Source organism: Duganella vulcania (assembly GCF_009857655.1).
GTDB lineage: Bacteria > Pseudomonadota > Gammaproteobacteria > Burkholderiales > Burkholderiaceae_D > Rugamonas > Rugamonas vulcania.
The window spans coordinates 1-14654 of sequence record NZ_WWCX01000127.1; the positions used below are offsets into that span (position 1 = coordinate 1).

Annotated in this window: 12 protein-coding genes; 6 read left to right on the forward strand and 6 right to left on the reverse strand. The window is 69.2% G+C overall.

Features of this window, described 5'->3' with window-relative positions; translation table 11 throughout:
• Window positions 1-976: cache domain-containing protein (locus tag GTP90_RS32270; RefSeq protein WP_175048320.1), on the reverse strand; the 976-nt coding region annotated here is incomplete at its 3' end.
• A 228-nt stretch (window positions 977-1204) separates the two neighbouring features.
• Between GTP90_RS32270 and GTP90_RS32275 the strand changes: the two genes are divergently transcribed.
• From GTP90_RS32275 to GTP90_RS32295, 5 genes are all read left to right on the forward strand, one after another.
• The gene (locus tag GTP90_RS32275) at window positions 1205-3712 is read left to right on the forward strand and encodes a cation-translocating P-type ATPase (RefSeq protein ID WP_161087353.1); all 2508 of its coding nucleotides are present in this window, start codon (window positions 1205-1207) and stop codon (window positions 3710-3712) included.
• Window positions 3709-4245, forward strand: a complete 537-nt coding sequence (locus GTP90_RS32280) for a cytochrome b (protein WP_161087354.1) — start codon at window positions 3709-3711, stop codon at window positions 4243-4245. The genes GTP90_RS32275 and GTP90_RS32280 overlap by 4 nt, the downstream gene beginning before the upstream one ends.
• 150 nt (window positions 4246-4395) lie before the next feature.
• Window positions 4396-5058: a response regulator gene (locus GTP90_RS32285; RefSeq protein WP_161087355.1), complete on the forward strand. Its 663-nt coding sequence runs from the start codon at window positions 4396-4398 to the stop codon at window positions 5056-5058.
• Entirely contained in the window at window positions 5055-6356 is a 1302-nt protein-coding gene (locus GTP90_RS32290; protein WP_161087356.1) for an ATP-binding protein, read from the forward strand. The genes GTP90_RS32285 and GTP90_RS32290 overlap by 4 nt, the downstream gene beginning before the upstream one ends.
• Before the next feature lie 18 nt (window positions 6357-6374).
• Window positions 6375-6818, forward strand: a complete 444-nt coding sequence (locus GTP90_RS32295; RefSeq protein ID WP_161087357.1) for a hypothetical protein — start codon at window positions 6375-6377, stop codon at window positions 6816-6818.
• 23 nt (window positions 6819-6841) lie between these two features.
• On the opposite strand, the gene GTP90_RS32300 is transcribed toward GTP90_RS32295, so the two are convergent.
• Window positions 6842-7939 (reverse strand): acyl-CoA dehydrogenase family protein, encoded by a 1098-nt coding sequence (locus GTP90_RS32300; protein ID WP_161087358.1) that lies wholly within the window; start codon window positions 7937-7939, stop codon window positions 6842-6844.
• Window positions 7940-8093: 154 nt separating this feature from the next.
• Between GTP90_RS32300 and GTP90_RS32305 the strand changes: the two genes are divergently transcribed.
• Window positions 8094-9023 (forward strand): Gfo/Idh/MocA family protein, encoded by a 930-nt coding sequence (locus tag GTP90_RS32305; RefSeq protein WP_254452146.1) that lies wholly within the window; start codon window positions 8094-8096, stop codon window positions 9021-9023.
• A 6-nt stretch (window positions 9024-9029) separates the two neighbouring features.
• Here the strand turns inward: GTP90_RS32305 and GTP90_RS32310 are convergent, their stop codons facing one another.
• From GTP90_RS32310 to GTP90_RS32325, 4 genes are all read right to left on the reverse strand, one after another.
• On the reverse strand, window positions 9030-10169 hold the full coding sequence (locus tag GTP90_RS32310) for an ABC transporter permease (protein ID WP_161087359.1): 1140 nt from the start codon (window positions 10167-10169) through the stop codon (window positions 9030-9032).
• A 2-nt stretch (window positions 10170-10171) separates the two neighbouring features.
• A complete protein-coding gene (gene rbbA, locus GTP90_RS32315) occupies window positions 10172-12934 on the reverse strand; it encodes a ribosome-associated ATPase/putative transporter RbbA (RefSeq protein WP_161087360.1) in 2763 nt (920 codons plus the stop codon).
• Window positions 12931-14004, reverse strand: a complete 1074-nt coding sequence (locus tag GTP90_RS32320) for an HlyD family secretion protein (protein ID WP_161087361.1) — start codon at window positions 14002-14004, stop codon at window positions 12931-12933. Before GTP90_RS32320 ends, rbbA begins: the two co-directional genes overlap by 4 nt.
• A partial coding sequence (locus tag GTP90_RS32325) for a TolC family protein (protein WP_161087362.1) occupies window positions 14001-14654 on the reverse strand: 654 nt, incomplete at its 5' end. The genes GTP90_RS32325 and GTP90_RS32320, both read right to left, overlap by 4 nt.

Genomic DNA, 14654 nt, shown 5'->3' on the forward strand with positions numbered 1-14654 from the left:
TGTGGTGCGGCGGCAGGTCGGCGCCGCTGCCCAGCGCGGCCGAGATCTCGACCAGCTGGGCCATGGCGCGGCGGATGTGGGCGCCCGCGAACACGGCCAGCGCGACGCCGACCGCCAGCAGCAGGGCGCTGGCGCTCAGGTTGAAGGCCAGCGAGCGCCACAGTTCGCCGTCCACGCTGGCCGCCGGGATGCCGATGGCGACCGCCCAGCCGCTGTCCGGGGAGCGGGCAAAGCTCGTGTACACCGCGATGCCTTCGAGCGTCATCAAGCGGGCATGCCCCTGCGGCGCGGCGGCGATCAGCCGCAGCAGGTCGGGCTGGGCGCGCTTGCCCAAATACTGTGCCGGCGCCCGGCTGCGCGCAACGATGGTGCCGCCGCCATCGATGATGGCCACCACCCAGTCGGCCGGCAGCTTGCGGCTGGCCAGCAGGCTCGCGAACTCTGCGGCGTTCTGGCCGGCGTCGAGGAAATAGGCGAGCTTGCCGTCGACCCGCACCGGGAGGCAGATGCTCATGACGCCGGCGCCGGTGACGGCGCCGACATAGAGGTCGGATACCTGCATGCGCCCGCTTTTCGCCGCCTTGTCGATCAAGGCCGGATTGCCGTGCCGGGGCAACGGCGTGCCATACGGCTTGAGCGTGTTGAGCAGCTGCTGGCCGTGGACGTCGGTCAGCACGAAGTTGGTGGCGTTGGTGTAGCGCCTGGCCGCTTCGGCCTGGCGCTGGAATGCCACCAGGTGGCCGTCCTGCAAGGCCTGCGAGGTCGTCAGCGCGCCGGCCACGGCGCCGAGCGACTTGAACTCGCTGTCGATATCGAGCATCAGGCTGCGCGCCGTTTGCAGGGCCTGGGCCTCGCTGCGGGCGCGGCTGGCGTCGAACGCTTGCAACGACCAGACCAGGCCGATCAGAAAGGCGGGCAGGACCAGGGCGGCCACAATGAACAGCAAGATATTGCGTACGGTGTGTAGACGGTGCATGACGTTCCTGGGCGGTCACAGCGGGCGGCAAGATGCCCTTGAATTGGCATTATGATCGGTGCTGGTGGGTGTTTTTATGATATGGATCAAGCCTTTGCCGGATAGATGTGGTAGCGGCGCCCGCGGCCGCGCCTGCGGAAAGGACGCCGTCGTGCCGCCCGGACCGGCCGCCACCGTTCGGTGCGTCCGTGTGCTAAGCTGGCCCGTTCGCTGAACTGGGATGCTTGCATGAACGATCAAGGACTCACCGCTGCGGAGGTGGCGGCCAGGCTGCTGGCCGACGGCCCGAACCAGCTGCCGGCGTCGCGCCCGCTCGGTGCGTGGCGCCTGCTGGTGGACGTGGTCTCCGAGCCGATGTTCCTGCTGCTGGTGGCCTGCGGCGCGGTCTACCTGGCCATCGGCGACCGGGGTGAGGCTTTCATGTTGCTGGGCTTCGTGCTGGTCGTCATCGGTATGACATTTTTCCAACAGCGGCGCACCGAACGGTCGCTGGACGCTTTGCGCGACCTGTCCTGTCCGCGCGCGCTGGTGGTGCGGGACGGCCGGCAGGAGCGCGTCGCCGGCAGCGAGCTGGTGGCGGGCGACCTGGTGCTGCTGGCCGAGGGCGACCGCGTGCCGGCCGACATGACACTGACGGCCGCCTCCAACCTGACGGTAGACGAATCGATGCTCACCGGCGAGTCCGTGCCGGTCACCAAGCATGCGGCGGCGGAAGGCGCGGGCGAGGTCGACAGCCGGGTCTACTCCGGCACGCTGGTCACGCAGGGAACGGCCAGCGGGGTGGTGGTGGCGACCGGGGCGCGCAGCGCGCTGGGACGCATCGGCGTGTCGCTGGCGACGCTGGGCGGCGAGCTGACGCCGATCCAGGTGGAGACCGGGCGCGTGGTCAAGACGGTCGCCGTGGCCGGCCTGTGCCTGGCCGCCGGCCTGGCGTTCGCCCACTGGTGGCTGCGCGGCGACTGGCTGCAAGGCTTGCTGGCCGGGCTGACGCTGGCCATGGCGATCCTGCCGGAGGAATTGCCGGTCATCCTGACGCTGTTCCTGGGCCTGGGCGCGCGGCGGCTGGGACGCGAACAGGTGCTGGCGCGCAGCATCCCGGCCATCGAGCTGCTGGGCGCAACCAGCGTGCTGTGCGTCGACAAGACCGGCACGCTGACCGTCAACCGCATGCGGGTCGCGCAGCTGTGGTCGGAGCAGGGCGGCTACGCCTGCCAGCCGGCGAACCCGGAGGCCTTGCAGGAAGAGCTGCACGGCCTGCTCGAATACGCGGTGCTGGCCAGCCATCGGCGCGCCTTCGATCCGATGGAGTCCGCCATCGGCGAGGCCGGCGCGCGCCTGCTGGCCGACACCGAACACCTGCACGCCGACTGGACGCTGATCGACGACTATCCCTTGTCGCGCCAGATGCTGGCGATGTCGCGGGTGTGGCGCTCGCCGGACCACTCGGCCTGGCTGGTCGCCGCCAAGGGCGCGCCGGAGGCCATCGTCGACCTGTGCCACATGGCGCCGGAACGCGCCGCCGCCATCGCGGTGCAGGTGGCGGCGATGGCCGACAGCGGCCTGCGCGTGATCGCCGTCGCCAGCGCCAGCTTCCCGGCGGTGCGCCTGCCGGACAACCAGCATGATTTCGATTTCGTGTTTCTCGGCCTGGTGGCGCTGGAGGATCCGGTGCGGCCGGAAGTGCCGCGGGCGGTGGCGGAATGCCAGGCGGCGGGCATGCGCGTGGTGATGATCACCGGCGACCATCCGGCCACGGCGCTGGCGATCGCGCGGCAGGCGGGCATCGCCGGGCCCGGGGTCGGGCTGCTGTCCGGCGAGGAGCTGGGCGCGCTGGACGACGCCGCGCTGCGGGCGCGGCTGCCCGCCACCGGGGTGTTCTGCCGGATCTCGCCGGAGCAGAAGCTGCGGCTGGTGCAGGCCTTCCGCAGCCGGGGCGACATCGTCGCCATGACCGGCGACGGCGTCAACGACGCGCCGGCGCTGAAGGCGGCCAGCATCGGCGTGGCCATGGGCGCGCGCGGCAGCGATGTCGCGCGCGAGGCGGCCGCGCTGGTGCTGCTCAAGGACGATTTTTCGTCGCTGCTGCTGGCGGTGCGCCACGGCCGGCGCCTGTTCGCCAACCTGCGCAAGGCGATCGTGTTCATCGTCGCGGTGCACGTGCCGATCGTCGGCCTGTCGATCCTGCCGGTGCTGCTGGGCTGGCCGATCCTGCTGATGCCGGTGCACATCCTGTTCCTGCAGCTGGTGATCGATCCCGCCTGTTCCATCGTGTTCGAGGCCGAGCCGATCGAGGCCGGCGCGATGTCGGCCAAACCGCGCAGCCCCGGCCAGCACCTGTTCGACCGCGAGATCCTGGTGCGCGGCCTGCTGCAAGGGAGCGGACTGCTGCTGATCCTGACCGGCCACCATCTGCTGGCCGCGTGGTCGGGCCAGTCCGAGGCGGGCGTGCGCACCACGACCTTCCTCGCGCTGATCCTGGCCAACCTTGGGCTGATCTACGCCAACCGCAGCTGGACGCCGGCCGCGCGGGGACGGCGCGCGGCGCCGAACCGGTCCTTCGCCTGGATCGCCGTGTCGACTTTGCTGTTGCTGGCGCTGGTGCTGGCCGTGGCGCCGGTTCGGGAGCTGTTTGCCTTCGCGATACCCGGCGCGGGGCCGCTGGCGTTGTCGGTCTTGGTCGCCGCGCTGGGCGTGGCATGGTTCGAGTTCGTCAAATGGAAAGGAAAATCAAAATGAACGATCGACTGAACGAGTGGCGCTACGGGCGGCTGGCGGTGTGGCTGCACTGGCTGTGCGCGGCCTTGATCGTCGGCCTGCTGGGCGTGGGCTGGTACATGATGGCCATCGAAGACGAACCGGGAAGCGGCTGGTACTTCGACCAGCACAAGTCGTTCGGCCTGGTGCTGTTTGCCTTGCTGCTGATCCGCCTGTGCTGGCGGCTCACGCACAAGCCGGCGCCGCTGCCGGCCAGCGTGCCCGGTTGGCAAAGGACGATCTCCAGCCTGACCCAATGGCTGCTGTATGCCTGCATGTTCGCGATGCCGGTGATCGGCTTTCTCGGCGCGGCACATACCAAGCGTGGCGTGGCGCTGTTCGGAGCCGCTTTCCCCGCGTGGTTCACGCCGGACCATGACGTGGCCGAGCAGTTCTTCGATGTCCATTCCGGGCTGGCGGTCATCATGACGGCGTTGATCGTCCTTCATGTGCTGGCGGGCCTCAAGCACCTGCTGGTCGACAAGGACCAGGTCTTTCGCCGGATCTGGTTCTGAGCGCGCGACGTTAATAGTCGTTTAATGAAGAACCGCATACACTGCGGTACTCACTCACTTCCGCAGAAAACGATGAAAACGACGATATCGAGCACGTTGCTGTCCCTGGGCCTGATGCAGGCGGCCGGCTACGCCACACCCTGAGCGACCATGCGACTGCTGTTGATAGAAGATGATCCGATGATCGGCGAGAGCATGCTGGAGGCCCTGCGCGGCGAATGGTATGCGGTCGACTGGGTGCGGGATGGCGTGGCGGCCGAGCTGTCGATGCGGCAGGATATCTACGACCTGCTGATACTGGACCTGGGCCTGCCAGGGCGGCAGGGCATGGACGTGCTGCGGCGCCTGCGCGCGCAGGGCGGCCAGACGCCGGTGCTGATCGTCACGGCGCGCGACGCCACCGCCTCCCGCGTCGAAGGCCTCGACGCGGGCGCCGACGATTACCTGGTCAAGCCGTTCGACCTCGATGAACTGCTGGCCCGCATCCGCGCCGTGTTGCGCCGGCGCGGCGGCCATCACCATTCGCTGGTGACGCATGGCGCCCTGAGCGTCAACCTGGCGGCGCATGAGGCCACGTTCAACGGCGTGGCCCTACACCTGTCGTCGCGCGAATTCGCCCTGCTGCGCGCGCTGCTCGATGTGCCGGGCAGCGTGGTGTCCAAGGCCCAGCTGGAAGAGAAGATCTACGGCTGGGGCGAGGAAATCGAGAGCAACACCATCGACGTCTACATCCATCACCTGCGCAAGAAACTGGGCAGCGAGTTTATCAAGAATGTGCGCGGCGTCGGCTACAAGCTGGCCAGCCTGACATGAAGTCGATCCGCGCGCGTTTGTTGGCCGGGCTGTTGTTCGGCACCCTCTGCTGCACGCTGATTGCAGGCCTGCTGCTGTTCCAGCGGGCCAATCACGAAGCCGATGAACAGTCGGACCTGCGCCTGCGCGAGGTGGCGTGGGCCTTGCCGCCGCATTTGGGCGATGGCGTCCAGGTGCCCAAGGACGCGGACCTGGACGATGCGGTGCTGGTGCAGGTGTGGGACGCCGCCGGCCGCGTGGCGTATGTGTCGGAGCCGTCGCAGGCCTTGCCGAGGCAGTCGCTGGCGGGCTATGGCTCCATCACCCATCGGGGCGAGCGCTGGCGCGTGTACGGCGAACAGCGGGCGGACTACTACATGCAGATCGCCCAGCCGTTCGCGATGCGGGAGCGTATCGCGGCGCACATGGCGCTGCGCATCGTGCCGCCGCTGCTGGCGCTGTTGCCGGCGTTGGGGGCGCTGATCTGGATCGTGGTCGGCCTGGCGCTGCGGCCATTGGAACAGGTGGCGCAGGCCGTGCATGGCCGCTCCCCCGGTTCGTTGCAGCCGTTGGAGACCGCCGGCATGCCGCCCGAGTTGATGCCGATCGTCGTCGCGCTCAACGGCCTGCTGGGCAAGATCGACAGCGCGATGGCGGCGCAGCGCAGCTTCGTCGCCGACGCCGCGCACGAACTGCGCTCGCCGCTGACGGCGCTCAAGCTCCAGTTGCAACTGGCCGAGCGGGCCGGCAGCGACGAACAGCGCCAGGTCTCGTTCCAGCGGCTGCATGAACGGCTGGACCGCTCCACGCATCTGGTGCATCAGCTACTGACGCTGGCCCGCCACGAGCAGCATCACGCGCGGCCGGCGCTGGTGCGGACCGACCTGCTGGCGCTGGCGCGGCAGGTGGTCGCGGATCACAGCATCCTGGCCGAAAGCCGGGGCATCGATCTGGGTGTGGCGGGCGGCGGCGAACCGCTGTGGGTGCCGGTGCATCCGGAAGGTTTGTCGGTCATGCTCAGCAACCTGGTCGACAACGCTGTGCGCTATACGCAGCCGGGCGGGCAGGTCGATGTCTCTGCCGGCTTGGAACGCGGAATGGCGTTTCTGCGGGTGGCCGACAACGGGCCCGGCGTGCCGGAGGCGGAACGCGCGAGGTTGTTCGACCGCTTCTACCGGCCGGACGGCAACGCGGTCTGGGGTTGCGGCCTTGGCCTGTCCATCGTCAAGAACGTGGTGGAGGGCCATGGCGCCGACATTGAATTGACCAGTAACGAGGGCGTTGGCTTGGTGGTCACCGTGTATTTGCCAACGGCTTGATTTAACAAGGATAAGGATATGCTCACATTACGACAGTTGCACCGCCACCTCGGCGTCTTCTTCACGCCGGCCATTGTGTTCTTTGCCCTCTCCGGGGCGCTGCAAGCGTTCGACCTGCACAAGGGCGCGCACCGCGGCGATCCGCCGACCTATCCGTGGATCGCGGCCATGGCTGCGCTGCACAAGGATCAGGAGATGTACGAGCCGCCCAAGCCGAAGGCACCCGCCGCCGCACCCGCGTCGGCCGCACCTGCGCCGGCCGCGCCGGCGCGCGCCGCCGCGCCGGAGGAACACGTCAACATGCCGCTAAAGCTGTTCGTGGTGGCGCTGGCGGCGGGCTTGTGCCTGTCGTCGCTGACGGGCTTGTATATCGCGTTCACTAATCCGCGCAGCCGCCGGTCGGCCGGCCTTGCGCTGGCGGGCGGCATGGTGCTGCCGGCGCTACTCGTGCTGCTGGCCTGACGGCGCCGTCGTCGTCGCTGTTCCTACGGCAGCAGCAGCGAGTGCTGGCTGGCGGTGTGGAAGTCGCGCCAGACCCGGTTAATGGCGCTGTCCTCGTGGGCGGCGTACAGGCCGCAGTAGGGGTACAGCTCATCGACCGCCGCGCGCGAGGCGGCCACCAGCGCCAGTGAGCTGGCCTGCAGCGCGTGCAGGTCGCTGTCGTCCAGCGTCGTACCGTTTTCCACCATCGCCCAGCTGCGGTCCAGCACATGGTAGAAGTGCGCGCGGGCCGCGGCGTGGACCTGCTCCCTGGCGCGCACCAGCGCTGCGACCTCGGGAACCTCCAGCAGCGGCAGGCCTTTGGTGGCATGCCGGCGGCGGCTCATGCAGGGCCGCGCCAGTCGCATGAAGTGGCTCGCCATCCCCGCCACATTGGCCGCCAGCGTGACGAAGGCCAGCGAATAAAATGGAAAGCGGTACAGCGGCCCGTCCGCCGTGGCGGCGGCGGGGCTGATGGTGAAGCCATGGTCCTTGCCGATCCAGGCGCCGTCGATGCGGTAGCTGTGCGAGGCGCTGGCGCGCAGGCCGATGCTGGCCCACGACGGCACGATCCGCACCAGCTCCGCCGGCACCAGGAAGGCGCGGATGCGCGGCGCGCCATGTTCGTCCAGCAGCGGCTGGCCGTTGGCGCGCAGCACCGCGTTCAGGGTGAAATGGGTGGCCATCGGCGCGCCGCTGGCGTAGTCCCAGCGGCCGGTGATGCGGAACCCTGCGGCTTCCCCATCGCCGTCCTGGTCGGCGTAGCCGGTCGGCGCACCGCTGCCGCCGAGGCACACGCGCTTGCCGCCGATGATGTCGCGCGCCAGTGGCGGCGGCAGGAAGCCGGCGAACCATCCGGCGCCGGCGCACAGCGTGAGCACCCAACCCATGCTGCCGTCGATCGCGGCTACCGCTTCCTCCAGCCGAACCGCCTGCGGCAACGGCAGCTCGGCGCCGCCGCTGGCGCGCGGCGCCAGCATCCTGAGCCAGCCGCGCCGGTGCAGCATGGCTTGCTGCACCGGGTGCAGGAAGCGGGCGGCCTCGGCCATGGCCGCGTAGCGTTCGATACGGCGCGCATCGCGCGCGAGCAGGGGATGGGTCATGCTGGATCTTCAAAGGTGGCAAAGGCCGGCATTTTCGCACTTATTTGGCTCCGGCATGCCATTTCGGTATGTCTGGCGCGATAAAATTGATTGGATTTGCCGGCATCGTTCGTCGTAGCATGGGGGCGCACAATCCCCACTCTTTGAAAGTCAGATGATGTCAGCAATTAAACTTGCGATCGTAGGCGTCGGCAAGATCGTCCACGACCAGCACTTGCCCGCCGTCGCGGCGAACCCGGATTTCCAGTTGGTGGCCTCGGCCAGCCGGCATAACACGGTCGAAGGCCTGCCCGGTTTCACCTCCATCGAGGCGATGCTGGCCGCTGTGCCGGAGATCGACGCCGTGTCGCTGTGCATGCCGCCGCAGTACCGCTACCAGGCCGCGCGCGCCGCGCTGTTGGCCGGCAAGCACGTGTTCCTGGAGAAGCCGCCCGGCGCCACGCTGTCCGAAGTGGCGGACCTGGAGGCGCTGGCCGCCGCCCGCGGCCTGACGCTGTTCACCAGCTGGCATTCGCGCTACGCGCCCGGCGTGCAGCCGGCCAAAGCCTACCTGGCCGCCCACGCGCCGACCGCGATGCAGGTGATCTGGAAGGAAGACGTGCGCCAGTGGCACCCGAACCAGGAATGGATCTGGCAGGCGGGCGGCCTGGGCGTGTTCGATCCGGGCATCAACGCGCTGTCCATCGTCACCGAGATCCTGCCGTCGCCGATCTTCCTGAACCACGCCGCGCTGGAGTTCCCCGAGAACCGCGACGCGCCCATCGGCGCCGAGCTGCGGTTCCAGGACGGCGCCGGCATGCCGGTGCAGGCCAGTTTCGACTGGCGCCAGACCGGCAAGCAAAGCTGGGACGTCGTCGTGCAGACCGCCGACGGCGAGCTGAAACTGAGCGACGGCGGCGCGCGCCTGTGGCTGGGTGGCGTCGAGCAGCCGCTGGAAAAGGAGGCCGAGTACCCGTCGCTGTACCGCCGCTTCGCCGAACTTGTCCGGGCCGGCCGCTCGGACGTGGACGTGGCCCCGCTGCGCCACGTGGCCGACGCCTTCATGCTTGGCCAGCGCAAGGTGGTCGAGGCCTTCCACGACTGATCCGCGTCAGGCCATCTGCCCGATGGTCTTGCGGAAGCGCCGCAGCGACGTGGCGAACAGCACCGCGCCGATCGCCACCAGCGCCAGCATCTGCGGCCAGATCACGGACAGTCCCGCGCCCCGGTACAAAATGGCCTGGGCGGCGGCGACGAAGTGCGTGGTCGGCGCGGCCAGCATGATGTCCTGCACCAGCACCGGCATGCTTTCGCGCGGCGTCGAGCCGCCCGACAGCAGCTGCAGCGGCAGCAGCACCAGCACCAGCAGCATGCCGAACTGCGGCATGCTGCGCGCCAGCGTGGCGAGGAAAATCCCCATCGAGGTGGTGGCGAACAGGTGCAGCGCCGTCACCAGCACGAACAGCGCGATCGAGCCGGTGATCGGCACGTGCAGCGCGCCCTGCACGATGAACAGCAGCGACGACAGCGCCGCCAGCACCACCACCGACCCCATCGACCACACCTTGGCCAGCATGATTTCCATCGGCGTCACCGGCATCACCAGCAGGTGCTCGATGGTGCCGTGTTCGCGCTCGCGTATCAGCGCGGCGCCGGTCAGGATGATCGACAGCATGGTGACGTTGTTGATGATCTCCATCAGCGAGCCAAACCACGACTGCTCCAGGTTGGGATTGAAGCGCATCCGCAAATCCAGGTCGACCGGCGGCGCGGCGGCCTGCTGCTGGCGGCGCAGGAAGTCGCCCACCTCGGTGCTGACGATCTGCTGGATGTAGCCGTTGCCGGTGAAGGCCTGGCTCATGCGCGTGGCGTCGATGTTGAGCTGGATGGACGGCGAGCGGCCGGCCAGCGTGTCGCGCTGGTAGCCGGGCGGGATGGACAGCACGAAGGTGTAGTCGCCGTTGTCGAGTCCCGCGTCGGCCTGGGTGGCGTTCACCACCGACGGCGTGTGGAAGTGCGGCGGGTAGAAGCCGGCCGTGATCCGCGCCGACAGCGGCGAGCCGTCCAGGTCGACGATCGCGATGGCGGCGTTGTGCAGGCTTTCCGGCATCGCCGTGGCGGCCACGTAGATCGACAGCGTGAAGGTGTAGACGATCAGCACCAGCATGGCGGGATCGCGCAGCAGGCTCCACAGCTCCTTGATGCCGAGCCGGTAGATGTGGGCCAGGCGGGTGTTCAATGGTACGCGCATGGTTATCGTTCCTGTTTGTCCAGCAGCAGTGCCGATGCCGTCAGGATCACCGGCACCGCCAGCAGCAGCGGCCACATCGAGCCGCCCAGTTCACCCAGTCCGAGCGCCTTGCTGAACACGCCCCGGCTGATGGTGAGGAAATGGGTGGCTGGGTAGATGCGGCCGATCAGCGCGCCGGCGCCGGACAGGCCGGATACCGGATTGAGCAAACCTGCGAACTGTACGCAGGGGATGATGGTGCCGATCATGGTCACGAACAGCGCGGCGATCTGGCTGCGCGTGAAGGTGGACACCAGCAGGCCCAGCCCGGTGGAGCAGATCACGTAGACCAGCGCGGCCAAGGTCAGCGCCAGCAAGCTGCCCTTGACCGGCACGCCGAATACGGTGGCGGCCAGGATGGTCAGCAGCACGAAGTTCAGCATGCCCAGCGCGATGTAGGGGATCTGCTTGCCGAGCAAGAATTCCAGCCGCGTTACCGGCGTCACGTACAGGTTGAGGATGGAGCCGAGCTCCTTCTCGCGCACCACGGACAAGGCGCTGAGCATGGCGGGGATCATCATCAGCAGCATCGGGATCACGGCCGGGATCATGGCCGGCAGACTCTTGACGTCGGGGTTGTAGCGGTAGCGCGTTTCCAGCGTGCCGGCGCCGGCCAGCTTCATGCCCAGGCGGTGCTGGGCCATGTCGGCCAGCCAGCCCATGTGCATGGCTTGGACGTAGCCGCGCGTGGTCTCGGCGCGCATCGGCATGGCGCCGTCGACCCAGGCGCCCACCGTCACCGGCGCGCCGCGTTGCAGGTCGCGGCCGAAGCCGGGCGGGATCTCGATCGCCAGCGCCAGTTCGCCGCTGCGCATGCGGCGGTCCAGGTCGTTGTAGTCGGCAATCGGGGCGCGTTCGATGAAGTAGCGCGAGCCGGACAAGTTGAGCGCGTAGTTCTGGCTCAAGCCGCTCTGGTCGCGGTCCAGCACGGCGTAGGACAGGTTTTCCACGTCCATGTTGATGCCGTAGCCGATGATGAACATCAGGATGGCGGTGCCCAGCAGTGCGAGCGTGGCGCGCACCGGGTCGCGGCGCAGTTCCAGCGTCTCGCGCAGCGTGTAGCTGAAGCCGCGTTGCAGGGCGCGGCGCCAGCGGGCGCGCGGCGTGGCGGCGTGCGGGGATGCAGGCGCCTCGGCGGCCGCCGGGGTGGCCGGGGTGGCCTGAGCGGGCGGCGCCGTTTCGCCGGCCGCTTCCTCCAGGTAGGAGATGAAGGCCTGCTCCAGCGTGCCGACGTTGCGCATGGCCGGCAGCGCGGCCGGCGAGGCGCTTACCAGCACACGGCCGGCGTGCATCAGCGAGATGCGGTCGCAGCGCTCGGCCTCGTTCATGAAGTGGGTGGAGATGAAGATGGTGACCTGGTCGTTGCGCGCCAGGTCGATCATCAGGCGCCAGAACATGTCGCGCGCCACCGGATCGACGCCGGAGGTCGGCTCGTCCAGGATCAGCAGTTCCGGCTTGTGCACCATGGCCACCGCCAGCGACAGGCGCTGGCGCACGCCCAGCGGCAACTGCTCGGGCAGGGAGTCGAGCGCGTTGTCCAGGCCGAAGCGGTTCGCCATGTCGGCCACGCGGCCCTCGATCTCGGCTTCCGGCACGCTGAACATGCGGGCGTGCAGCACCAGGTTCTGCGCCACGGTCAGCTCGCCGTACAGCGAGAAGGCCTGCGACATGTAGCCGACCCGGCGGCGGGTGGCCATGTCGCCGGCGTCGACCTCGCGGCCGAACAGCAGGGCGCTGCCTTCGGTGGCCGGCAGCAGGCCGGTCAGCATTTTCATGGTGGTGGACTTGCCGCAGCCGTTGGAGCCGAGGAAGCCGAAGATCTCGCCGCGGCGGATGCGGAAGTCCACGTGGTCGACCGCGGTGAAATCGCCGAACTTCATCGTCAGGCCCTGGGCTTCGATGGCGATGCTGTCGTTGCCTTCGGACGGCTGGAACGGCGGCACCGTCACCGCGTGATGGTCACCGCGCTTCTCGGCCGGCAGCAGCGCGATGAAGGCTTGCTCCAGCGTGGTGGTGGCGGTGCGGGCGCGCAGTTCCTGCGGCGTGCCGGTGGCCAGCACCTGGCCGCCGTCCATCGCCACCAGCCAGTCGAAGCGGTCGGCTTCCTCCATGTAGGCGGTGGCCACGACCACGCTCATGGCGGGACGCTGGCGGCGGATGTGGGCGATCAGGTCCCAGAACTGCGCGCGCGACAGCGGATCGACGCCGGTGGTGGGTTCGTCGAGGATCAGCAGGTCGGGATCGTGGATTAGCGCGCAGCACAGGCCCAGCTTCTGCTTCATGCCGCCGGACAGCTTGCCGGCCGGCCGTTGCAGGAACGGCGCCAGGCCGGTGCTGGCGGTCAGCTCGTCGATGCGGCGCCGGCGGCTGGCGGCGTCGTGGCCGAACAGGCGGCCGAAGAACTGCAGGTTCTCCTCCACCGACAGCGTCGGATACAGGTTGCGGCCCAGGCCCTGCGGCATGTAGGCGATGCGCGGGCAGACGTCGTCGCGATGGCGCTTGCTGCGCATGTCGCCGCCCAGCACCGTGACGCTGCCTTGCTGCACGGCGCGCGCGCCGGCCACCAGCGACAGCAGGCTAGATTTGCCGACGCCGTCCGGGCCGATCATGCCGATCATGCGGCCGGCCGGCAGGTCGAGGTCGATCGCTTGCAGGGCGCGGGTGTCGCCGTATTCCAGTGTCACGCCACGCAGCGCGGCTACGCCGGCTGCGCTTGCATCGCTCATTGCGGCACCTTGATTTCCAGGTTGGCCGGCCAGGGCTTGCTGGCGTCAAGCTGCACCCAGGCCACGCCGGGCAGGCCGGTCTTGACCAGTTTCATATGCTTTTGCAGCAGCGCCGGGTCGATCTGCGCCTTGACGCGGAACATCAGCTTCTGGCGCTCGCTGGTGGTCTCCACGGTCTTGGGCGTGAACTGCGCGGTGCTGGCGACGAAGGAGACGCGCGCCGGCAGCACGTACTGCGGCGCGGCGTCGAGGATCACGCGCACCGGCGCGCCCAGCGCCAGCTTGCCTGCGGCTTGCTCGGGCACGAAGAAGGTCATGTAGACGTCGGCCAGGTCGACCAGGTTGAGTACCTTGCCGCCGCTGCCCAGCACTTCGCCGGCCTGCGCGATGCGGTATTGCACGCGGCCGGCGCGTGGCGCGGTCAGCGCGCTGTCGGCCAGGTCGACGTCGATGCGGTCGACCGTGGCCTTGGCGGCGGTGACCGAGGCGCGGGCGCCTGCCACCTGGGTGCGCGCGGCTTCGACGGCGCTGCTGGCCGCTTCCACTTGCGCGCGGGCGGCGCGGATCACGGCGCTGGTGGCGCGCACGCGGGCTCGGTCGTCGTCCAGTTCCTGTTCGGACGAGGCGCCTTCGAGCACCAGTTTTTCGGAGCGCTTGAGGCGGCGCTGGGCGGCATCGAGTTCGCTTTCGCGCTGCACCACCAATGCTTGCGTGGCCTGGTAGTCGCTCTGGCGCATGGCGACCATGGCGTCGGCGCTGGCGACGGCGGTTTGCGCCTGCGCCTGGCGGGCGGCGGCTTCGTCGCGCTGCGCTTGCAGCGAGGTGGCCTGCATGTGGGCCAGCACCTGGCCGGCGGTGACGAAGTCGCCTTCGTTGACGGCGATGTCCTGCAGGCGGCCGGGCAGCTTGGCGGCGACGTCAATCTCGGTCGCCTCGATGCGGCCGTTGCCGCTGGTGAATTCGGGGCCGGGGCCGGTCGGGTGCATGCGGTACCAGGTGTAGCCGGCGCCGGCCAGCAGGGCGGCGCCGACGGCGGCCGCGGCGAGTTTGCGTGTCAGGTCTGGGGTCATATGCGGGTCAGGGGAAGGTCAATGGAAGCGAGCGGCGGGGCGGCCAGCACCGGGTCGCCGCCGAGCGCGCTGTACAGCGCGATGCCGGCGCCCAGCAGGGCGCGGCGCAGCTGGATCAGCTGCTGTTCGGCGCTGAGCAGGTCGCGCTGGGCGTCGAGCACGTCGAGGAAGGGCGCGGCGCCGCTGTCGTAGCGCAGCTGGGACAGGCGGGCGCGCTCGCGTTGGACTTGCAGGGTGCGTTCGGCGATGCCCACTTGCGCTGTCAGCCAGGTTTGCGCGGACAGCGCGTCGGCCACGTCGCGGAAGGCGCCCTGGATGGTTTTCTCGTAGTTGGCGATGGCGCTGTCGCGGCGCGCTTCGGCCAGCGTCAGGTTCTGGCGGCGGCGGTCGCCGTCGAACAGCGGCAGCGTGATGCTGGGGGCGAAGGTCCACGAGCGGCTGCCGCCGGCGAACAGGCCGTCCAGTTCCGCGCTGGCGGTGCCCAGCGCGGCGGTCAGGCTGACCTGCGGGAAGAAGGTGGCGCGGGCGGCGCCGATGTTGGCGTTGGCCGCGCGCAGCTGGTGTTCGGCGGCGACGATGTCGGCGCGGCGCTCCAGCAATGCGGACGGCAGGCCGGGGGCGAGCGCGGGCAGGGCGTCAGGCAGGTCGCC

What these genes read in the sequence shown, in the direction of transcription:
- GTP90_RS32275 (WP_161087353.1), top strand. Translation starts at nt 1,205, where the DNA reads ATGAACGATCAAGGACTCACCGCTGCGGAGGTGGCGGCCAGGCTGCTG.
- GTP90_RS32280 (WP_161087354.1), top strand. Translation starts at nt 3,709, where the DNA reads ATGAACGATCGACTGAACGAGTGGCGCTACGGGCGGCTGGCGGTGTGG.
- GTP90_RS32285 (WP_161087355.1), top strand. Translation starts at nt 4,396, where the DNA reads ATGCGACTGCTGTTGATAGAAGATGATCCGATGATCGGCGAGAGCATG.
- GTP90_RS32290 (WP_161087356.1), top strand. Translation starts at nt 5,055, where the DNA reads ATGAAGTCGATCCGCGCGCGTTTGTTGGCCGGGCTGTTGTTCGGCACC.
- GTP90_RS32295 (WP_161087357.1), top strand. Translation starts at nt 6,375, where the DNA reads ATGCTCACATTACGACAGTTGCACCGCCACCTCGGCGTCTTCTTCACG.
- GTP90_RS32300 (WP_161087358.1), bottom strand. Translation starts at nt 7,939, where the DNA reads ATGACCCATCCCCTGCTCGCGCGCGATGCGCGCCGTATCGAACGCTAC.
- GTP90_RS32305 (WP_254452146.1), top strand. Translation starts at nt 8,094, where the DNA reads ATGATGTCAGCAATTAAACTTGCGATCGTAGGCGTCGGCAAGATCGTC.
- GTP90_RS32310 (WP_161087359.1), bottom strand. Translation starts at nt 10,169, where the DNA reads ATGCGCGTACCATTGAACACCCGCCTGGCCCACATCTACCGGCTCGGC.
- rbbA (WP_161087360.1), bottom strand. Translation starts at nt 12,934, where the DNA reads ATGAGCGATGCAAGCGCAGCCGGCGTAGCCGCGCTGCGTGGCGTGACA.
- GTP90_RS32320 (WP_161087361.1), bottom strand. Translation starts at nt 14,004, where the DNA reads ATGACCCCAGACCTGACACGCAAACTCGCCGCGGCCGCCGTCGGCGCC.